The following is a 21416-nucleotide window of genomic DNA, read 5'->3' as shown; positions in this document are numbered from 1 at the left end:
CTCCAGAGAGGGAAATATGTGATATCCTTCTACTTTCCTTTATTCAAACAAAGTGGAATCAACTATCCACCATCCGTCAGCAAAGACCGGGCTGTCAATATTATTGAAATCAAAGATTTCATAATTCTATGGATTTACAGCCAATGACGACAAGCTATTGTCGTCATTCCCCCTTTCTTTCAAGAAAGGAGCATCGTTTCTCATGCTTTCGTTAATCAGCTTTTACATTCTTGCCCTTTGCAAGAATAGAACATTCCGCTTCACTCCTGTAATCTGCAAGGATTGCACCATCCTGAGCCAAGAATGGCATAACCATTCTTGCGGCCTTATGATCTGCTTTAAAGATGAATAAGAGTCAAACGTACAACAACACGCTTTCCTATTTCCCAACATACAGCATTCTACTTTCCACCATCCGCTAAAGCGAATGGATTCGAGACAACGGATTGTCTCGAATGCCTGCAAATCCTTGATATCTTAATATATGGCAGGCCGGTCTGCTTTAAAGCTAGAGATTGGACATTTTGCACTATATTAGGATATGGTCTTCCAGAGAGGGAAACGTTTTGCATGCTTTCCTTTGGCAGGACTTTTGCATTCTTATCTTTTAGCAAAGCAGAAGAAGTGCACCATATTATCGTTATTTCTTCAGACGGCTATGCAAAAATAAGCGTGGCTCATCTTTTGTCTGAAAGGAAACCGCAAGGTACACAGTCTGATGTCTGAAGAAACCCCTTCTGGTTTGCGTGTCTGATTATTCAGGGTTATCAGGCCTTCCTCCAGCACACTCAATTCTTAAATCTTCCCTTAGTCATCGTACCAGCCGAAGAGTGTTTTTCCTGTCTCCAGCTGGTAAATCCTGTCTATATCATCAGGTGTTAATGTGGTATCAAAAATATCCAGGTTTTCAATCATCCGATCTCTATGGGATGATTTGGGGATTACACTGATTCCCTGCTGTACCAGGTACTGCAGGGCAATCTGTGCGGCTGTTTTTCCGTATTTTTTTCCCACTTCCTGCAGAACAGGTTCCCTGAATATCGGTTTCTGCCCTTCGGTAAAGGGACTCCATGCCTGCATTTTTGTACCATGTGCCTCCAGTGTCTGCTGCAGTTCTTTCCGCCGATAATATACGTGACACTCTACCTGATTGACCATTGGTATAATGCCGCAAGTTTCAATGAATGTCAGGTATTCCCGAGCATTAAAATTGGAAATCCCTATAGCTCTTATCTGCCCGCTGCGATACGCTTCAGTCAATGCCCGGTACATATCCCCTGCTTCGGCATAGGGTTCATGAATAAGGAGCAGGTCTATATAGTCTGTCTGAAGCCTCTCCAGAGATTCTTCAATTCCCTGCCGTGCCAGTTTATAACCAGCTCTGGTTCCGCAGAGTTTTGTAGTAATGAAAATTTCATCCCGGGGAATCCTGCTTTCCGCTACTGCCTCCCCGACTATATCTTCGTTGCCATACATATGGGCGGTATCTATCAGACGATATCCTGCTGCCAGGGCATCCAAAATAATCTTTTTTCCCTGCTGCCCTTTGAGTGTCCAGGTACCAAATCCAACCATGGGCATGTTCACTCCGTTGTTCAATGTCATATATTGGTTATCCGTCATAGGGCTTCCACTTCTCCTTTACATTTCACCTGATGTATCTGCCATCGCAAGATTTGTTTCCTGTGAAAAACAACACATCATACGTCGTATGTCTTTCCCTCAAACAAAGAATCCCAGAGCCACATACTCCGGGATTCTTTGTTAGATATTTTTCTGTTTCATATCAAAAAAGTTTCTTATCTGGACTTCTTAATCTTCTTTACCTGTTCGATGAAAGCCGGAAGGAAGGTTCTTAAATCAGCTTCTACCGCATAATCAGCTTGTTCCATAATCGGAGCCGCTGCATTGTTATTAACGGCAATGAGAACTTTAGTTTTTACTCCGCACATATGCTGCATGGATCCGGAAATTCCGAGAGCAATATATACATCCGGATTCACCATTTTACCGGTCTGACCAATCTGGTGCGCCGGTGTTTCCCAGCCCAGATCTGCGATTGGGCGGGTAGCACCTACCGCTGCCCCCAGCAGGAATGCCAGTTTCCTTACCTGTTCCCATTCTTTCTGATTTCGAATGCCTCTGCCACCAGCTACAATAATCCGTGCTTCTTCTACCGGGTTATCTTCTTTCACCGCTGGAATTGTCTGACGGAGGATAAGCCCTATATCTTCTGCCGTAAGGTGAACCGGCACAGAGATAACTTCCCCCTTACGGGAGGAATCCTCTTCCGGGATATCAAAAGTTCCCGGACGCACGGTCCCCATCTGCGGTCTGTATTCCGGGCTGATAATGTCAGCCATAATATTTCCTCCCATGGCCGGGCGGGACCAGGTAATGAGATGAGTTTCGCTGTCAGCAGACAATTCTGTTACATCAGCAGTTACGCCGCACACCAGGAGAGATGCCACACGGGGTGCCAAATCCCTTCCACAGGAACCCGCGGAAAAAATAACCGCATTGGCCTTCTTCTCTTTCAGAAGTCCTGCCAGTTCCTTCGCATAGGAAAGACCATCATATACGGCCAGTTTTGGAGAATCGATAAGGTATACTTCATCTGCTCCGCATGCAATAAGACGCTGTACCTGAGAATCCTGAATACCGCTGCCAATCAGTACGGTACATGCTTTTTCTCCCAGCTTATCTGCCAGACGGCGGGCAGCACCTGTCATTTCCAATGCTTCATCCCGAAGGATCCCCTGTGGTACTTCCGATACTACATATACATTTTTATATTCAGAAAAATTCATAATATCCTCCCATTAAATGACCTGAATCTTGTGCAGAGCTTCTGCAAGGATGGCCGCGGATTCTTCTGCTGTTTTTCCACTGATTTTCAGGTTTTCTTTCTTCATCGGCTTAACCGGACGCACTTTTCTTACCTGCGTCGGTGAACCTTTAATGCCCAGTCTTGCCGGATCGGCTTCTATATCTGCCGAGGTGATACGATGAATTTCTGCAGTATCCTTAGCGAGTAATCCTTTAATGCTTGGATATCTTGGTTTATTCAGTTCTTTTCCTGTGGTAATCAGGCATGGGGTCTTCATTTCCACTACTTCCGCCCCATCATTCATCTGCCGTTTTACGGTAATAACGTTTCCGTTAATAGATAAATTTCCAATGGCATGGCTAACATTTGGAATGCCGAGCATGCCTGCCATTTCCGGACCTACCTGTGCGGTATTGCTATCGATGGATTCCTGTCCGCATAAGATGACATCAAACGGTTTCAGCGTCTGAATAGCATGTACCAGGGTATAGCTGGTCGCCAGAGTATCTGCCCCGCCAAAAGCTCTATCGGTAACCAGATACAGTTCATCGGCCCCCATAGAAGCTGCCTGACGAAGAACCGCTTCTGCCTGAGGTGGTCCCATGGTAATAACAGAAACTGTACCTCCCACCTGATCTCTTAATTCAAAAGCTGCTTCCAGGGCATGTAAATCCAGTGGGTTCATAATACTGTTGGCATTATTGCGTTTCAGCCGGCCAGTAGCAGGGTCCACTTCCATCTTAGATGCATCTACAACCTGTTTTATACACACAAGAAATCTCATATTGTCCTCCTGACTCTGCGGTCAATACAACAAATGTATTCTTTCAACGATATCTTTCTCCCGCTTTACGCTTAACAATATTATATAAATAGTAGGGACATTTATACAAGCCGGATTCAACGTTTGGAAAAATCCCATCCTATCTTAAAAAGTAAGTAATCCGGTTATAGTACTTTCTGATTTACGTGCTATAATGAAGAGTACAGATTTATAAGATTAGATATTGCGTTGAAAAATAAACAGAGGTAATTATGAAAAAGGTTTTAACATTTATTCTTATACTGTTTACATTGTTGATTGCTCTTCCATTCCAGAATGCGTCTGCAAAAGGGGCAACGGTAGATGCTTTCCGCTACAAAACCAGGAATGACGCGTCCGTTCCTTTTGTTCGTCTGGCCATGGATTTATCCAGCAACGTAAATGCAGAAGCCGCTATTGATGATAATGGCACTAAACTGGCTCTGGTTCTGAAAAACACAAAGCTTTCTGACGGGATAAACAGTTCCTACACAATCAATCGTTCCATTGTTCCCTCCGTTACTTTCCGGGAAAAGGGAAAAGATGTCATCCTGTCTGCCACATTGACCAATTCTCATAAGATTGGGAATAATGATATTAAAATCTTCGGATTAAAAGCCGATCCATCCATTGATAAGCCAGACCGACTAGTCATCGATATTCCATCTGCCAGTGCGGGCACTGCGGCAGGAAGCAACAGCAGCAATACCGGCACGGTGTATTCCTCAGATCCCACTATTTCACAGACTCCGGTTGACTTTACTATTTCCAATGCGGCTAAAAAGGCTCTGAAGGGTAAGATCATTACTCTGGACGCCGGCCACGGTGGTACAGATGTAGGTGCCATCGGTCATCTGAACGGCAAGGAATATTATGAAAAGAATATTACCCTGTCCATTGTAAAGCCTCTGGCTGAAATGCTTCATCAGGCAGGTGCCAAGGTCATTCTTACCCGAAACAGTGACGTAAATGTTAATAAGCCTTATTCAGACTCTGTTTCCGAATTGCAGGCACGCTGTGACATTGCCAACAATGCCCACTCTGATATTTTTGTGTGCATACACATCGATTCTTTCAAAAACGGTTCTGTTGATGGCACTACCGCCTATTATTATCCAAAGACAAATAATGATATGCTGCTGGCACGCATGATTCATCAGGCCAATATGAATGATCTGTCAATGCCTGACAGAGGTATCGTTTCTAATCATTTTTATGTAAACCTGCATACCAACATGCCATCTGTGCTGGTAGAACTGGGATATATTTCCAATACACATCGTCTGCAGATGCTCACTTCCAGCTGGGGTCCAAAGGTTATCGCCAGAAGTGTATTTAACGGCATTGTAAGTTATTTCCAGGCCGTATAATGAAATATAACCTCACCTGCTGTATACTTGGCCTGCTTCTTTGCAGCATAACCTGCGCTTTTATCAGCGGATGTTCACATCAGGAAATTCAATCTCCCCGGCCTCGTCAGGTACCTGCCATGATGGATTCTACACTTATTTATTATCTCCCCAGTGACGATGGACAGCATCTCCGCCGTTACGAGATGAAAACGGCGGCCAGGGATAATACACCTGTAGAAGCCCTGCGGGAAATGGTCAGGGCCGATAAACGTCTGGACAGCCCTCTTCTTCCTGATGGATTATCTGTTAACTATGTAGTGGTAGAGCATGGCACTGCATTCGCTGATTTCTCATCTGAACTCAGTCAGCTGGATACCAGTCCCTCTGTGCAGGAGCTATTTATCCATATGACCACGCAAACTCTTACCGAGTTTGCAGATATCCGCTCTGTGGTAATTCAGATTAACGGACAGCCAAAGATGAACAGATTTCCTGGACTGCCAAAATAGCAAGGAAAAACGTAACATTGACTCTGCCAGTTAAAATAAAACAGCAAACAAAAAGATTCGTGAAGCCATCGGTTTCACGAATCTTTTTGTTTATCTGCAACACTTAGTCAAAGCGCTGTTCTTTCATCTGTCTGTCCAGTTTTCTCTTGGTTTCTCTATCTGCAATATCTCTGCGCTTATCATAGAGTTTCTTCCCGGATGCCAGGGCAATTTCACACTTAATGTGTCCATGTTTGAAATAGAGCTTAAGTGGAATCAGTGTATATCCTTTAGTATTTACCGCATTGGAAATTTTCAGAATTTCATGCTTATGCAGTAGCAGCTTACGGGTTCTGAGCGGATCCTGATTAAAGCGGTTTCCCTGTTCATATGGGCTGATGTGGGCATTCCAGAGCCACACTTCTCCACCGCTGAGCCGCACGAAACTATCCCGGAGGTTAACCCTCCCCTGACGTATGGACTTTACTTCTGTTCCTGTCAGTACCATTCCGGCTTCATAGGTATCATGAATGAAATAATCATGAAAGGCCTTACGGTTGGTAGAAACAGGAGGCATCTTTCCCTTCTTTTTCATTATTTCCGGTTCCTCCTGCCTTTCCCTTTGGCTCCTTTGTTATGGCTACGGCCGTTTCCATGTCCACGATTGCCATTCCGACGTCCACCATGACCCGGTCTTCTCTTTTCAAGATTCAGCGGAGAATGGATTTCACCCATGATAAAGTCCACTTCCTGTTTGTCTTTGTCCGCTCTTACCAGAGTGACGCGGACAGGCATTCCCAGAGAATACTGCTTCCCGTTGAAGCGGCCAGTGAGAGTCATGGTTTCTTCATTGTAGAGATATTCATCATCTTCCATGGTAGAAACATGAATCAATCCTTCTACCCCATTATCAAGCCCCACAAAGAGTCCGAACTTGGTAACCCCGGTAACATGCGCATCAAACGGCTCCCCTACAAACGGTTCCATATATTCAGTCATCTTCAGGCTGGTAGTTTCCCGTTCGGCATCCACCGCATTCTGTTCTGTCAGAGAAATATGTTCCGATGCCTTCATCAGGAATGCCGCCTGCTTTTCTTCTGCCTGCTTGGTCAGTTTTCTTCCCAACTGCTGACGAATCAGGCGATGAACCAGCAGATCGGAGTACCGGCGAATTGGCGAAGTGAAATGGGTATAACAGGTAGATGCAATACCAAAATGACCTACGTTATCCGTGCTGTAGCATGCCGTTGCCAGCGAGCGGAGGGTCATGACTTCAATAACCTGTTCTACTTCACTGCCCTTAACCTTTTCCAGAAGCTGCTGTAAATCCCGCGGCTGTACTTCTTCCGGCAGGTGCAGCGGATAGCCAATAATGGCCGCCAGATGTTTTAAGGCTTCCAGTTTTTCTGCATTTGGATGATCATGAACACGGTAAATGGAAGTAAACCCATCCCGGGTAAGGAATCTGGCTACCGCTTCATTCGCAGCAATCATGGCATCTTCAATCATGCGCTCTGCTTCCCCGCGGTTTCTCTTCACAATGCGGATTGGCTTACCGTCTTCATCAAGAATCACTTTGTATTCCGGGAAATCAAATTCCAGCGCGCCTCGATTATGGCGTTCCTGCCTGAGCAGGCGAGCACAGTCATCCAGATCTTTCAGCATAGGAAGAAGGGCTTTCAGATCATCGGGAGCAATACCTTCATCAAAGGCTTTGTTTATTTCTTCATAATTGCAACGTCTCTTTACCCGGATAATGGATGGAGTAATCTTTTCTGTAGTTACCTTTCCATCGGGGCCTACATCCATGATACAGGACATGGCATATCTATCCTCGTCATGATTGAGGCTGCAAAGATCGTTAGACAGCTCAAAAGGGAGCATCGGAATAACGCGGTCAGCCAGATATACACTGTTGCCACGGCGGTATGCTTCTTCATCCAGTGGGCTGCCAGGTTTTACGTATCGGCTTACATCCGCAATATGGACTCCCAGCATGTAATGTCCATTTGGTCTCTTTTCACAGTACACTGCATCATCCAGGTCCTTGGAATCAGCGCCATCGATAGTTACCAGGTGCTGATTTCGAAAATCCATAATTTCCGGTTCAGGATGAATATCACGGGAAAGGTGCTGTGCTTCATTCATTACTTTCTGACTGAACACATGAGGAATCTTATGTTCTGCCACAATAATGTCAATATCAAGCCCCTTGTCTCCCTTGTATCCGAGAATTTCCGTTACCCTGCCTTCTGCATTGGTCCAGCGTCCCGGCCACTTGGTCACTTCTACCACTACACGCGCTCCAGTGACAGCTCCCATCTCTTCTCCCATAGGAATTTCAACCAGCATATTGATTTTTTCATCCAGTGGAAGTACATCACCACCATCTTTTGTCATCTCATAAGTCCCAACCACGGTCTTATTTGCGCGTTCCAGTACATTGATTATGCGGCCTTCTGTGCTGTGTCTTCCGGTCTTGCTGATCATGGTTTCTACTTCTACGGTATCTCCGTTGACCGCACTCCCGGCATCTTTAGATGAAACGTAGATATCTTCATGCTCTTCATCTGTAAGCACAAATCCAAAATATTCGCTGTACGCTCTGTATACCCCTTCCACGATAGTTCCAGGTCTGTACGTCAGCTTTTTCTGTTCTTCCATAATATCCCCTTTTCTTTACTCACCTATATAAAAAGGCTTGCCTAAGCAAGCCTTCCTTCATCCTTAAAATGTGTTCATATAAAATCCCAGCGCAAGGCAGAGAACTGCGAACAGGCCTCCACAAACCATGGTAATTTTTGAAAGAACAACATCCTTTCCACGGGTTCTCCCGCTTATATTGGCGCTTGCACCACCGCCAATGGCCGCCCCCATTCCCGGGGTCTTTTCTTCCTGTGCCACCACTGCACAGATAATAATCACAGAAAGAATCAAAATCAATGACATCAGTAAAATTTTCACAGTCTTCCCTCCAGAATCATAAGAAATCATCTTATGACCTTATATTTTCGTAAGCAGTATTATCACTAAAAGTATATACCAACGATTCCCACCGGTCAATGGCCTGCCAGGCTTTATTCCCGGTTTATCCCTGGCGAAGCCGGTTCAGTTTATCCACCACATCCTTAGGAAGGGTTCGTCCCAGTTCACTTCTCAGATTGGAATTATTGTTATTTCTAATGACTATATGCTGCTCTTTCTTGTCATTGTCCAGCTGTTTTATCAGCTCATTTACCGGTATGCGGAAAGCCCCATTTCCTAATGCCACGTTTTGTTCCGATCCATCGGATGTTACCACATAGACATGTCGAAATTCATCTCTCCGTTTGTAGGATTCCTTTTCGATATAACTATCTGCCGTCATATGACGGGGAGTAAACACGATATGAAAAAGAGGAGTTACGGTATCAATCCGTACTTTCTTTGATTCGCCCTGTCCGTCAAAGACAACGATAATCTCTACATCCCTGTGCGCCCCATAATCCTGGAGTCTATCCATCAGTTTTTTCCGACTTGATTCCAGATCAGATGTGGAGTATTCACCAGGAACCCAGAAAATAACGTTATACCCATCAATCAGATATAAATCTCTCATACATCTCAGCCCCGCTGTCTTACGGCCTCATAAATAAGCAGTGCCGCAGCCACGGAAACATTCAGCGAAGAAATTTTCCCCTTCATGGGAATACGGACCATAAAATCACAAGTTTCCTTAGTCAGGCGGCTAACCCCTTTGCCTTCTGCCCCCATGACAATAACCAGTGGTCCTTTCAGGTTGGCTTCATAATACAGATTGTCTCCATCCATATCTGCGCCAACTACCCAGAACCCCTTCTCCTTGAGCTTTTCCAGCGTCTGACGGATATTTCCAATCTGGCAGACCGGCATGGTGGCAAAAGCCCCTGCTGCCGTCTTGAGCGCCGCCGGGGTCACCGGCGAACTGCGATGTTCTGGAAGAAGAACGGCGGTAACGCCTGCACATTCTGCCGTCCGCACAATGGCTCCCAGATTCCGTACATCTTCTACGCCATCAAGAAGTACCAGAATTGGCTGCTTATCCTGCGCAGCATCCAACACCGAATCCAGATCCGCATACGTATAGGGTTTAAGCTGTGCAGCCACCCCCTGATTAACCACATCTGGAGCCAGGCTGTCAATATATTCTTCGTCTTTCTCCACAACCGGGATCTGCCGCTTCTGCGCTTCTTCCTTCAATTGCTGAAGACGTTTATCCCCGCCGTGTTTGATAACCACTTTTTTAACCAACCCGGCACGAAGTGCTTCCAGAACGCTGTTTCGCCCCGCCGCATACAGTACCTGGTTCTCTCTGCGGGCGTGTGTACGCGCCGGCTTACCCTTATTTCCAGCCGGATCCCGGCGATGTACCCCACGGCCGGCCCTGCTTTCTTTCTTATTTGCTTTCACTGTTAAATTCCTCAGCTAAGAACTTAAGTGACTTCAGCATAATGGTATGCAGTCGCTCTTCCTGGCCGGACAAACGCAGATATCCCAAAAGCCCTTCAAAAGCTGTAGCTTCCCTGTATTCTTCCACAGTAGCACTTTTGGGCACATGCACATGCGCATTTCTGGCACGTTTGCATACTTTGAGCTCCCGTTCAGTCAGCTGATCACGGAGAGTATAGAGTATCTGGCACTGCCATTTCGCTGAAACCATTTCTGAAGCCAGTGAGTTAAGAATCTGCACATGATGGATGCCCGTGTCGATGAGCTTCTTCCGTACGAAGAGGCTCCAGCTGGCATCACCTATATAGGCCAGTGTCAGCGCATCCATGGAATATACTTCCTGCTCAGTGAGCGGCATATTTTCCCTGTTCAGTTTCTTAATCATTTCTTTTTTCAGAAATAAAACTCTTTTAAATTCCACGTTTCTTCCACCTTGCACCTGTTGGAGAATCTTCGATAACGATACCGATTTCGCCCAGCTTATCCCGGATAGCATCAGCTATCTTGTACATTTTTTCTTTTCTGGCTTCCTGACGGATGGAAAGGATAACGTTCATCAGTGCTTCATATTCTTCGCTGGAAGCAGATTCGGTATCTTTCCACTGTTTTTCCAGAATACCAAGAATATCCATGATGGTTTTCAGCACATCCTTAGCATGCTGTGCCGCTGCCTGGTTATGTGCAGTGCCATTGTGAACTGCAGTGTAATATACATTGATGGCCTTAGCCAGATCAAACATGAATCCAGATGCCAGTCCGGTATTGAAATCGTCGTCCATAGCGGCCTTAAATCCAGCCAGTGCCTTATCTGCTGCTTCAGACAATGCTCTGGATTCGGCAGTTTCCTCATTGCCTTCGGTCTTAGCCAGTTCCTTGGTCTTGGCAATTACATCGGTCAGACGTTCCATATTGCGTTCTGCTTCGTCGAGACGTTCATCAGAGAAGTCCAGCGGGCTTCTGTAGTGGGTAGAGAGCAGGAAGAAACGCAGTGCATCCGGGGAATACTTTTCCAGGACATCTTTTACAAGGAAGAAATTGTTCAGAGACTTGCTCATCTTTTCCTGGTTGATAGTGATAAATCCATTATGCAGCCAGTAATGAACAAACGGATGTCCTGTGCATCCTTCGGACTGTGCAATTTCATTTTCATGATGCGGGAAAATCAGATCGCTGCCGCCGCCATGGAAGTCAAAGGTTTCTCCCAGATAATGGATAGACATGGCAGAGCATTCAATGTGCCAGCCCGGGCGGCCTTTACCCCATGGGCTATCCCATGCCGGTTCACCTGGCTTTGCCCCTTTCCAGAGTGCAAAATCCCCTGGATTCTTCTTGTCAGTATTGACGGTAACACGTGCACCAGCCAGCATATCTTCCACCTTACGGCCAGACAGTTTGCAGTACGGTTTAAAAGTAGAGATATCATAGTACACATCATGATCCAGCTGGTATGCATGTCCATTTTCAATCAGCTTTTCGACCATATGGATAATGTCGTCCATGTGGTCGGATACGCGCGGATATACATCAGCTCTTCTGACATGCAGCGCATCAATGACCTTGAAATAAGCATCAATATATCGATCAGAAATGGTCTTCCAGTCGCTGCCTTCCGCATTGGCCTTGTTGATAATCTTATCGTCCACATCGGTAAAATTCTGTACCAGAGTTACTTTATATCCTACATAAGTAAGATAACGGCGGATAACATCCCATGTCACTGCCGGTCTTGCATTCCCAATATGCGGATGGTTATATGGGGTAACCCCGCATACATAGATCTTGACTTCACCGGGAGTAACCGGCTTGAATACGGTTTTGTCCTTAGTCAGCGTATTATACACTTTGATTTCTTCCATTTTTTCCACCTTTGCTTTTTTAATAATAAAACCACCGTCTCACAGAGGCGGTGGTCCGTTGTTCCACTCTGTCAGCCTGAAGGCTGTACATGTCTGTTTTATCGCAACAATACGGAAAAGGATACTCATTTCCCCTTTTCAGCTCACAGATGCATTCATCCTAAGGGTTTCTTCTGCAGACTTACAGCCTGGGATCTGCATTCTCTTTAAGAAATCCATTACGATTACTTCTTCTGATCAACGCATTCAGATAATAAAATATACAAGCATATTCAGCTGACCTGGTTTTTGCCCCCACACTCGCCTGCTGGAGCGTTCGCTACCCGGTGATTTTCCTCTCACTATTAGCCCTCTCGGTTTTTTACCGGCAGGTCTTACTTCTAAACCGCACCATGCTCAGTATCCATTTTTGATACCTTATGTGGATCGTTTTGCCTGCGACTGGCCTCGACTTGCAACCACAGACCTGATCATGCTCGCTTTATTATTATAAAATTTTCTCATTCCAGGTGTCAACCACAAAAAAAAGGGATGCTGTGAAACCGTTCACAGTTTCACAACAATCCCTTCAATCTTCGAGGCGAGCGTTCAATAAGCCGAGTTCTGTTCGTTTCCACGCGATGATCATCTATCTAGACAAACGGTTGCCCGTTTGCTCAAGCGACTCTACCCGGAAGGTCGGCGGGCAACTTCATCCCTTCCCTATTCGGTCTTACTTCGGATGGGGTTTACCAAGCCAGCCAGTCTCCTGACTGCTGGTGCGCTCTTACCGCACCTTTCCACCCTTACCACTTACGTGGCGGTCTCCTTTTCTATGGCACTTTCCCTGAGGTCACCCTCGCCGGACGTTATCCGGCATCCTGCCCTGCGAAGCTCGGACTTTCCTCACGCCTTGCGGCCCGCGATCATCTTTTCTGCTCGCCAAGCCAGTATATCATTTCCCGGGCTTTTTTTCAAACAGTTTATCTGATTTCTTTCTCAGACAATATAATCGAAAATATCCCGGGCTTTGTGGTCCTCCATGATTTCCACATCCCAGCCACGTTTTTCTGCCTCATGGCGTAGTTTCCGGGCCAGATAGGGAACAATGACCCGTTCTGTATAGAAGTGCCCTCCATCAACGAGAAGAAGTCCCATACCGGCGGCATCCTGTCCCTGATGATACTTTACATCCCCGGTAATATACATATCCGCGCCGGCAGCTACCGCAGCGTTAGCAAATTCCGCCCCGGAACCTCCAAGCACCGCTACTCTGGACACGGTTTTATCCACCTGACCACAGAATCTGAGCACAGGAATGTCCAGTTTCTCCTTTACATAGGCCAGAGCCGCTTCGGCTGGCATTTCATAAGGAAGCCAGCCGACACGCCCCATAGCATGCTGTTTCCCTTCAAAGCAGAGTCTGTGCCATTCTGTGGAGTAAATGAGTCCTGACCACTTTTCAATCAGGTCAGATACTTCCCTCCGCTGTTCCTCTTTCACCTTCAGCTCCATATGGATCATAGAATCATCCGCATCTCGAAGAATGCTGATGTTTGCAAAGGAGAAGACTTCGGCGAGCTGCCTGCCAGCCGTCCGGGCACAGTGAATGACCAGCTGATACACTGCGTCCGTTTTAACCGGTATAAATCCTGTGCAGTTTTTCAGCTGCAGCCTCTCTGCCAGAGCATCATTGACCCCTTCTTCTGTGCTGTCCAGATTGGTATGAGCTGCAAAGGATACTATATCTGAGGATATAAGCTTGCAGAGCATCCTTCCCTTTTCCGTATCGGCGTCAATCTTCTTCAGCGACTTGAACAGAAGCGGATGATGGGAAATAATCATATCCACATGATGACGGCTGGCCCAGTCTATATTCTTTTCCGTAACATCCAGTGCCACCAGAATCCTGCGCACATCCTTATCCCTTCTTCCGGTCTGAAGTCCCGGATTATCCCAGCTCTCAGCCAGCCCGGGCGGTGCCCACTGATTCATCAGCTTCATTATTTCTCCGGCTTTAATCTGCATATGATGTCCTCCAGTATTTTCAATTCGGTCGCTGCCTTTTCCCGTTTTTCCTTATGATAAATGTTTTCGGTATCTTCCGGTATGCCCTGCAATACCGCATTTCTCTGCTTAATCATCTTTTTTACGAGCTCAGGAAATAAACTGTCCTCCCGTCTCATCGGGGTAACGCCCAGTTCCGCGTCCAGCGGAGAGGGAACCAGCATATCCCCATGTTCTACATACAGGATATCATAAATATGCCAGTCTTCTCTGGCCAGTTTTTCCTGTGTTATCTTCCATCCGTGTTCCGCCAGCCAGATGCGAAGGTCCGCCGAATGGTTCATAGGCTGCAGGACAGCCCATGACAGTGCGCCGGCGGTTTCCGGGCTGTTGGCCAGGATGTCGCAGATCATAAGTCCGCCCATGCCGGCGATGACTACGCCTTCACATTCCCCGGGCTGCAGAGTTTCCAGCCCTCCTCCCAGCCGGGTTTCAATCCACCGGGAAAGTCTGTTTTCCCCAATATGCCTCCGGGCAATATCCAGCGGTCCTTTGTGAATATCGGAGGCAACGGCGTGTTCAACCCTGTGTTTTCTTACCAGGTCCATAGGCACATAGGCATGATCGGTTCCTATGTCCGCCATACAATGACATGCAGGAACCAGTGCGGCAACCGCTGCCAGTCTCGGTGTTAATTCCATATATTCCTCTTTTGTCTTAAGACATGAAAAAAGCCGAAGCATCTGCCTCGGCTTGCATTTTATTGGTGGGCCCACCAGGGTTCGAACCTGGGACCAGCCGGTTATGAGCCGGCGGCTCTACCGCTGAGCTATAGGCCCCTAGCGATACTTAATATGATACCAATAAAATGACTTCCCGTCAAGAATTTATCCTTGCGGTTATATCCATCAGCCATTCACAAGGAAACGGGCCGATTTTTTAAGTTTGTTAAGCGCTTTCCCTTCAATCTGGCGGATTCGCTCTCTGGTTACATCAAAGTGTTTCCCCACTTCTTCCAGAGTTCTGGTCTTTCCATCGTGCAGCCCAAAGCGAAGTTCAAGAACCTGCCGTTCCCTGTCGGTCAGAGTGTTCAGCAGTTCATCAATCTGTTCCCTGAGCAGAATGGAGCCGGCCGCTTCATCGGGGGCAACGGCTTCATGATCCTCAATGAAATCTCCCAGATGGGAATCTTCCTTTTCACCAATCGGTGTTTCCAGTGAAATCGGATCCTGCGCTATTTTTTTGATATCCCGTACTTTTTCCGGGGTAATTCCCATCGCCTTAGCCAGTTCTTCATTGGTGGCTTCCCTTCCCTTTTCCTGCAGCAACTGGCGGGAAATACGGTTCAGCTTATTGATGGTTTCCACCATATGGACCGGCACACGTATGGTTCTTGCCTGATCGGCAATAGCCCGGGTAATGGCCTGACGGATCCACCAGGTCGCGTACGTACTGAACTTGTACCCTTTCTTATAATCAAACTTTTCTACTGCTTTCAGAAGCCCCAGATTTCCTTCCTGAATCAGATCCAGGAACTGGAGTCCTCTCCCCAGATACTTCTTGGCAATAGAAACTACGAGACGAAGGTTGGCGTCTGACAATGCCTTTCTCGCCGCTTCCCCTTTAGCTTTTTCTTCCGGCGTTGCCTCTTCTCTGTCTCCGGCTTCAATAGCCTTGGCCAGAGTGACTTCTTCATCCGCCGTAAGAAGACTTACCGCCCCGATTTCTTTCAGATACATTTTTACCGGATCATCAATGCCGACCATATCCGGGCTGATATGGGGAATCTTGCGGATAATTCTGGATACTTCCGGTTCATCCGATTCTTCATCGGAATTTTCCACTTCCTCTTCCAGTTGTTTTGGAATAAGTGTGGAACCATCTTCGCTCACTGCGTCTTCATCGAAGGTAATGCCTATGTCCATCTCGTGCAGTGCCTCATATATTTCTGAAATCTGTTTAGCATCGAGCTGATATTCTTCTGCCAGATTCATGATTTCATGATTGGCAATCGTATGTTCACCGGTTTCCGCCAGTAACAGTTCTTTAATCCATTTCTTTACATCTGCCGAATTACTTCCCATGTCTACCTCTCCTTGGATATCCAACCTGAAAGTCAGCCTGTATGTTTCTGCCGCTGTCTTATCTATGTCAGCCTTTTCTTAAATTTCTTATCTGTCTGTTGATTTTGAGACACAGCAGCTGTTCTTCTGCTGCTTCCTGCTTCTTTCCCTGCCTGAGCATTTCTGCCGCCTTTTCCGTATGTACCCGGTATTCCTTCTGGAGTGTCAGAATAACCAGAGGTCGGATATATTCCTCCCATGGGGAAATAGCTATCCGTCCTTCCTTTACAAGAAGCGGCGCCAGATATTCCATATCTTCATGTTCCATCAGGCCCTGTGCGTTTTCCTTTGTCCATGGCTGTCCTGCCGCATACAGTGTGGCTAGAATGCCATACATACGCCCACAGAACGCATTGGAAAAAGTATGTGTGCTCAGATACTCCCAGCCATCAGGACGCCTGCCGGTGATAAAGCAATAACGGATAATGGCTTTTTCCAGGGCTTCAATCTTTTCCTTTTCCTTATCTTCCTCCACAGATTCCGTGATGTTCTGTACCCGTTGAGAGATATATACTCTCGGATTATTCTTTCTGGCAAACAGCCGGGCTTCGTTTCGTACCAGACCTTCATCCACCTTAAGCGCCCTTGCCATTTTCTGAATATAGGTGTTGAATTCAAAGGAATCTCCTCTGGCCGAAAGTACGGTAAACATATCATTCAGAATGAGATGCTGCCCTTCCAGCGAGGTCCTGTCATGTGTTTCCAGAAGCGAGTTGAACAGATAATCCAGTGCAGGAATCGCCTGCGCTACCGCTTCCTTATAAGCCTCTCCGCCATATTTGTTGACGAATTCGTCCGGATCTTTCCCTTCACTGAGATGCAGTACACGCATTTTCAATCCGGTGGTACCCGCGATTTCCAGCGCACGCCGTGTCGCATTCTGCCCTGCAGCATCCATATCATAACTGAACACCACTTCATCCGCATACCGTTTCAGCAGACGGGCCTGTTCAATGGTAAATGCCGTCCCCAGAGAAGCCACCGCATTCGTTACGCCATGGGCATGAAGGGAAATGGCGTCCATATAGCCTTCCACCATAATAACCTGACGTGTTCTCCGTATTTCCGGGAGCGCCTGATAAAGCGCGAACAGAAGCTGCCTTTTATTGAATATAGGCGTTTCCGGAGAATTCAGATACTTCGGTTTGCTGTCATCCATAACCCGGCCGCCAAAGGCTACCGGTTTGCCTTTAAGGTTGAGAATAGGGAACATGCACCGGTTCCGGAACGTGTCATAATATCTTCCGTTCTTATGTCCTACCAGACCGGATGTAACCAGAACGGTATCGGATATATGTTTTATAGTCCGGAAATCTCCGTAAAGCTTATGCCACGAATCCGGAGCAAATCCAAGCTTGAACCTGTCTATGGTTTCATCGGTCAGATGCCTGCGCTTAAAATAGGCCAGACCCGGTTTCCCCATATTGGTTCTGCGGAGACAATTATGGAAATATACTACAGCCAGTTCCATAGCATGGTATAGTTCATCATTGAACTGTTTACGCCGTTTCTCTTCCGGTGATACCTCTGCCTGGGGCAGCTCCAGATGCGCCGCTTCCGCAAGACGTTCTACCGCTTCCGTAAAGCTGAGGTTTTCCATCTTTTCCACAAAGGAAAAAATATCACCGCCGGCATGACAGCCGAAGCAATAATATAATCCATCTTCCGGAGAGACAGAAAAAGATGGAGTCTTTTCCTGGTGAAACGGGCAGCACGCCCAGTATCGTTTTCCTTTCTTCTTTAACGATACATAAGACCCCACCACATCAAGAATATTGGTATTATCTCTGACTTTCTGAAGGAAATCGCCAGGAAATCTTGCCATGTGCACCCTCCCAGCCAGTTATACTAACCTAACGATAACATAATATGCATGTTTCCATGCGGACACATCCCCATCTCCAACCGGAGCGGGATATGTTTCTGCTTTTGCAATTGAGAACAAAAAACTGACAGTTCCTGTCAGTTCTTCCTTCTCAGCCTTCTATCTCTGTACTTTTATCAGATGCCTCCTGAACGGCCGAAGCGGTCATTTCCTTCCATCGTGTCAGAAGGATCTGCACATACAGCCGTGCATTCAGACCATAACTCATAAGTCCATAACCATCGCTCACTTCTACCAGAAGCGTGCGCCCGTCATCCGTTACACCAAAGTCCAACGCATAGGCACTGGGAGCTGATGTATATGCCCTAACGGCCTTACGGAGGACCTCTACATCAGGAAATACATCCCAGGCTCCACCATAGGGATTAAGACCTACTATCTCCCCATTAAGCACCCAGAGACGCCATTCCGATATAAAATGCACATATTCACTGCACCATACATCAATATCATCTACACCGCCGCCCAGCTTGATAAAGTCCTCGCAACAGTTAATCACCGTACCGTGGAAACGTTTAACGTCCTGGCGCGGCTTGATAAAGATGTGACAGCAAGATCCATCCGTGGATGCCGTCATATCTCTGGAAACAGTAAATAATGTAGATTTCCATATTTTACGACCGGTAAAAGGCATCAGTTCATCCGGGTAATCCAATGGTTCCGGATGAATTCCCATGCGATCCAGCGCGAAGCAGGTATCCGAATAACTTCCTACGACCAGATCTTCAGGCTGATTATCGTTGATAGAATAAATCGCTTTATATCTTACAACATCAAGCCCCAGTTTATTACAGCCGGCAAAAGCATCGCTGCAATTCTGGTTGTAAAACTCACCATCGTGCGCAATCCTCAGATATACCTTCATCGGTTCACCTCATACGACAGAAATTACGTTCTATAGCTACATATATAATTATATGATTTTTTAATAGTCTCTTCAAGCTCAGAAGAAATAGAACCAGGCAAACAGAGCTACAAAGAAACGATACACAGCAAAACCAGTGAGTGTATATTTGTTCAGGAACTTCAGGAACCAGAGAATCGAAGCGTAGGCTACTACAAAGGATACGATAAACCCGACCGCCAGGACACCAAAATCCGAGAAGCTCAGATATTTCGCTACTTTGAGCAAATCATACAGGCAGGCAATAAACATAAGCGGCACAGCCATAATGAAGGAAAAATCCGCCCCTGCCTTACGGGAGATTCCCAGAAGAAGGGAACCGGAAATCGTACTGCCGCTTCGGGAAAAGCCTGGCCAGAGAGAAAGACACTGGAACAGACCAATCTGAAATGCCTGTTTGGAATTAATCTGATCCACATTTCTTACCTTAAAGTATTTTCTCTTCTTTTCCGCAAAAATCATGAACAGGCCGCCGATAATCAATCCGATAATAACGGTAGCCGGCCCAAACAGATAGCCCTTGATAATATCATGCGCCAGGAACCCAACCAGGCAGGCCGGGAACATGGCAATAGCCAGATTCAGAGGGGATGCGCCATGGGTCTTAAACCAGTTCCTTCTGTCGAGCATATAAATAAACTTTTCCTTATATACTGCCAGTACGGCCAGAATGGCCCCCAGCTGGATAAAGACATCAAATACATCGGCCAGTGTGCCGGTAAAATTCAGCATATGCCCTACAATAATCAGATGTCCTGTACTGGAAACCGGAATATATTCTGTAAGACCTTCTACAATACCAATAATTAACGCGCAAAAATAGTTATACATGCTTATAATCCATCCTTATATTCTGTGTTAGTATCAGCCGGCTGTCCCCGGATTGTCCTTATTATAAGAAATCGCTGAAATACTGGACACCTTGCCATCTTCCAGGTAAATGAGCAGCATATTCTTTCTGAACTTCAGAAAATATATGTATACGCTGCGCACAGTTCCGCCGCTGTAATTGACCTCAATCTTGTCCGGCGCTCCGTAAAGGAGTTCAGCGGTGCTGGTGGAATCCCCCACTGTAAGTCCTCTTCCGGTAAGCATATCCGGTCCAACCACAAACAGGCCTTCAATAATGTGACTCTTGTCACTTTCCCTTACTGCATATCCAGGATAATACCACTGGGTCTGGCCCTTGCCAGTCCACTTCTTTTCCCAGGTATCCCAGGCATGGGGAACAAACGTCTCTCCCAGGGAGAATCCGGCGATATGGACATCCTTTGTCTGAATAGCCTCAGAAAAGGCCGGTTCAACCAGGGCTCCCTTAACCGGCAGATTGTCGTCCTTTTCTTTTTCTGAAAGGATAATGCCGGCAACTTTGTTATTCTTTATCTGGAACCAGAGTTCCTGCTGACCGACTTCATAAACAAAGTAGAAATCCCGGTCCTTGTCATTCCAGAATACCTGCAGCGGCCGGCCATAGGTGCGGAGAACATTCTCCCTGCGCATGCCTATGGAAATTCCACGGCCGGTAGTCCCCTTCCCGCTGGAAACAGTGAGCAGAGACATTCCGGGATTTCCCGTCTTCTGCAGAGACATGACAGAGTTCCGATAGGTTTCCGGCAGCGGTTTGATTACCTGAGCCTTTACCCCATTCCACTCATAGGTGGTGCTGATGGAGCCTCTGGTTATCTTCTCCGGAACCCCGAAGGCAGAAATCAGATTTCCTTCTGTATCTCCCAGGCGGACCCCATCAAAAGAAAGTTCATCCGCCATCAACGGCTTGCTGTTAACAGGCATCAGCGGAGCATCCGTCTCTCTGGCTTCGTTCATTTCCTTATCTGAATTCAGTGTCGCTTCTGCAGTATCCACCAGATTTGTCGCTGTCTTATCCCCCGCTGCCGCCTCTTCCGCAGATACGGCCGGAGAAGCGCTGATTCCCAGAGGACAGAACGACGTCCCCAGTAACATGACTGTCAGCCATGCTCCCAGACTTCTAGTAAAACGCACTGTCATATTATCACCTTTTATAACCTCACTATTGATTGCTGAAATACAGAAACCAATTCCATAGCACTAAAGACGCCTATGAATAAGTATATCATATCTGTCCTAACTGTATAACCATCGGAAAAGCAGCGGCCGGCGTAGACCATACCGCATATTCTGTTCAATGCGAGAAACATACTATGCCAGAAAACACAGGACTATGCAAATATTTTTGCCGGATTTTCCCAAAAAAGAGCCGCATCACACGACGCCCTTGTGTACATCCCTCCTTTTCAGGACCGTACAGCCGCTCTCTCCTCTGACGGATAACAAGCCAGTCTCTCCGGGATTTCCGGTATTCTTCTGTAAATCATAAAGGATATCTCCGCTTCCAGACTCGATAACTAATCCCTGTTAAAATAACCTGAAACCGCTGATATTCCCGGTAAAAATTCAGGGTTATAGGACAAAACGTGTTGGTTTTTAGTCCCAGTAAAAGCTAATATCAAGGTCAGTTTTATGAAGCTCTCCCCAGACAATAGCGTCTCCCCATGTGGGGATTGAATCCTCTAATCTACTTCGTTCATTCATGGTATTATATATATCGGAAATACTTTTATTGGTCGGCATAACCTTTAGTATTTCTGCGGGTGAAAGCGGTTTCGGTGAGTGCATGTAGCACCACCAGAAAACCGCTTTTATTCTTTTTTCAACGGATAATCCTCTGTGCTGTCGAAGCATTG

General features: G+C 46.5%; 19 protein-coding genes, 1 tRNA gene, 1 other RNA gene and 1 pseudogene. 2 read left to right on the top strand and 20 right to left on the bottom strand.

Going from position 1 to position 21416, the window contains the following annotated elements; translation table 11 throughout:
- Positions 1–807: 807 nt before the first annotated feature.
- From BLQ79_RS04935 to BLQ79_RS04925, 3 genes are all read right to left on the bottom strand, one after another.
- A complete protein-coding gene (locus tag BLQ79_RS04935) occupies positions 808–1623 on the bottom strand; it encodes an aldo/keto reductase (protein WP_091364478.1) in 816 nt (271 codons plus the stop codon).
- A 176-nt stretch (positions 1624–1799) separates the two neighbouring features.
- A complete protein-coding gene (locus BLQ79_RS04930) occupies positions 1800–2810 on the bottom strand; it encodes an electron transfer flavoprotein subunit alpha/FixB family protein (RefSeq protein ID WP_091364476.1) in 1011 nt (336 codons plus the stop codon).
- Between the two features lie 12 nt (positions 2811–2822).
- On the bottom strand, positions 2823–3614 hold the full coding sequence (locus tag BLQ79_RS04925; RefSeq protein WP_091364473.1) for an electron transfer flavoprotein subunit beta/FixA family protein: 792 nt from the start codon (positions 3612–3614) through the stop codon (positions 2823–2825).
- Between the two features lie 251 nt (positions 3615–3865).
- On the opposite strand from BLQ79_RS04925, the gene BLQ79_RS04920 reads away from it, so the two are divergent.
- On the top strand, positions 3866–5002 hold the full coding sequence (locus BLQ79_RS04920) for an N-acetylmuramoyl-L-alanine amidase family protein (protein ID WP_091364470.1): 1137 nt from the start codon (positions 3866–3868) through the stop codon (positions 5000–5002).
- Between the two features lie 119 nt (positions 5003–5121).
- Positions 5122–5493: a GerMN domain-containing protein gene (locus tag BLQ79_RS04915; protein WP_159427845.1), complete on the top strand. Its 372-nt coding sequence runs from the start codon at positions 5122–5124 to the stop codon at positions 5491–5493.
- 103 nt (positions 5494–5596) lie between these two features.
- On the opposite strand, the gene smpB is transcribed toward BLQ79_RS04915, so the two are convergent.
- The 17 genes and pseudogenes from smpB to BLQ79_RS04830 form a co-directional block, all read right to left on the bottom strand.
- Complete coding sequence (gene smpB, locus BLQ79_RS04910) at positions 5597–6067, bottom strand: SsrA-binding protein SmpB (protein ID WP_091364466.1); 471 nt, start codon at positions 6065–6067, stop codon at positions 5597–5599.
- On the bottom strand, positions 6067–8136 hold the full coding sequence (gene rnr / locus BLQ79_RS04905) for a ribonuclease R (protein ID WP_091364464.1): 2070 nt from the start codon (positions 8134–8136) through the stop codon (positions 6067–6069). The genes smpB and rnr overlap by 1 nt, the downstream gene beginning before the upstream one ends.
- A gap of 63 nt (positions 8137–8199) precedes the next feature.
- Positions 8200–8436, bottom strand: a complete 237-nt coding sequence (secG, locus tag BLQ79_RS04900) for a preprotein translocase subunit SecG (protein ID WP_234944930.1) — start codon at positions 8434–8436, stop codon at positions 8200–8202.
- A gap of 124 nt (positions 8437–8560) precedes the next feature.
- Positions 8561–9070, bottom strand: a complete 510-nt coding sequence (locus BLQ79_RS04895; RefSeq protein ID WP_091364462.1) for an NYN domain-containing protein — start codon at positions 9068–9070, stop codon at positions 8561–8563.
- A 5-nt stretch (positions 9071–9075) separates the two neighbouring features.
- Entirely contained in the window at positions 9076–9900 is an 825-nt protein-coding gene (gene rlmB, locus BLQ79_RS04890) for a 23S rRNA (guanosine(2251)-2'-O)-methyltransferase RlmB (RefSeq protein WP_091364460.1), read from the bottom strand.
- Positions 9887–10360 (bottom strand): Mini-ribonuclease 3, encoded by a 474-nt coding sequence (locus BLQ79_RS04885; protein ID WP_234944929.1) that lies wholly within the window; start codon positions 10358–10360, stop codon positions 9887–9889. The genes rlmB and BLQ79_RS04885 overlap by 14 nt, the downstream gene beginning before the upstream one ends.
- Positions 10350–11795 (bottom strand): cysteine--tRNA ligase, encoded by a 1446-nt coding sequence (gene cysS, locus BLQ79_RS04880; protein WP_091364459.1) that lies wholly within the window; start codon positions 11793–11795, stop codon positions 10350–10352. The genes BLQ79_RS04885 and cysS overlap by 11 nt, the downstream gene beginning before the upstream one ends.
- A 577-nt stretch (positions 11796–12372) precedes the next feature.
- Positions 12373–12716, bottom strand: an RNA gene (gene rnpB / locus BLQ79_RS04875) — RNase P RNA component class A.
- 57 nt (positions 12717–12773) lie between these two features.
- The gene (locus tag BLQ79_RS04870; RefSeq protein WP_091364457.1) at positions 12774–13802 is read right to left on the bottom strand and encodes a Nif3-like dinuclear metal center hexameric protein; all 1029 of its coding nucleotides are present in this window, start codon (positions 13800–13802) and stop codon (positions 12774–12776) included.
- A complete protein-coding gene (locus BLQ79_RS04865; protein ID WP_159427844.1) occupies positions 13778–14482 on the bottom strand; it encodes a tRNA (adenine(22)-N(1))-methyltransferase in 705 nt (234 codons plus the stop codon). Before BLQ79_RS04865 ends, BLQ79_RS04870 begins: the two co-directional genes overlap by 25 nt.
- A gap of 63 nt (positions 14483–14545) precedes the next feature.
- Positions 14546–14620: transfer RNA gene (locus BLQ79_RS04860), tRNA-Ile, on the bottom strand.
- A 69-nt stretch (positions 14621–14689) separates the two neighbouring features.
- Entirely contained in the window at positions 14690–15865 is a 1176-nt protein-coding gene (rpoD, locus tag BLQ79_RS04855) for an RNA polymerase sigma factor RpoD (protein WP_091364454.1), read from the bottom strand.
- A gap of 67 nt (positions 15866–15932) precedes the next feature.
- A complete protein-coding gene (dnaG, locus tag BLQ79_RS04850) occupies positions 15933–17729 on the bottom strand; it encodes a DNA primase (protein ID WP_091364453.1) in 1797 nt (598 codons plus the stop codon).
- Between the two features lie 151 nt (positions 17730–17880).
- Positions 17881–18654, bottom strand: a complete 774-nt coding sequence (locus tag BLQ79_RS04845) for an ATP-grasp domain-containing protein (RefSeq protein ID WP_091364451.1) — start codon at positions 18652–18654, stop codon at positions 17881–17883.
- 78 nt (positions 18655–18732) lie between these two features.
- Entirely contained in the window at positions 18733–19524 is a 792-nt protein-coding gene (locus BLQ79_RS04840; RefSeq protein WP_091364450.1) for an undecaprenyl-diphosphate phosphatase, read from the bottom strand.
- A 33-nt stretch (positions 19525–19557) separates the two neighbouring features.
- Positions 19558–20700 (bottom strand): hypothetical protein, encoded by a 1143-nt coding sequence (locus BLQ79_RS04835; RefSeq protein WP_091364448.1) that lies wholly within the window; start codon positions 20698–20700, stop codon positions 19558–19560.
- A gap of 456 nt (positions 20701–21156) precedes the next feature.
- Positions 21157–21416, bottom strand: a pseudogene (locus tag BLQ79_RS04830) (IS256 family transposase); the annotation flags it as partial.

It is taken from the genome of Dialister histaminiformans (assembly GCF_900103425.1).
Classification (GTDB): domain Bacteria; phylum Bacillota; class Negativicutes; order Veillonellales; family Dialisteraceae; genus Allisonella; species Allisonella histaminiformans.
This window is presented reverse-complemented; position numbering and strand designations above follow the sequence as displayed.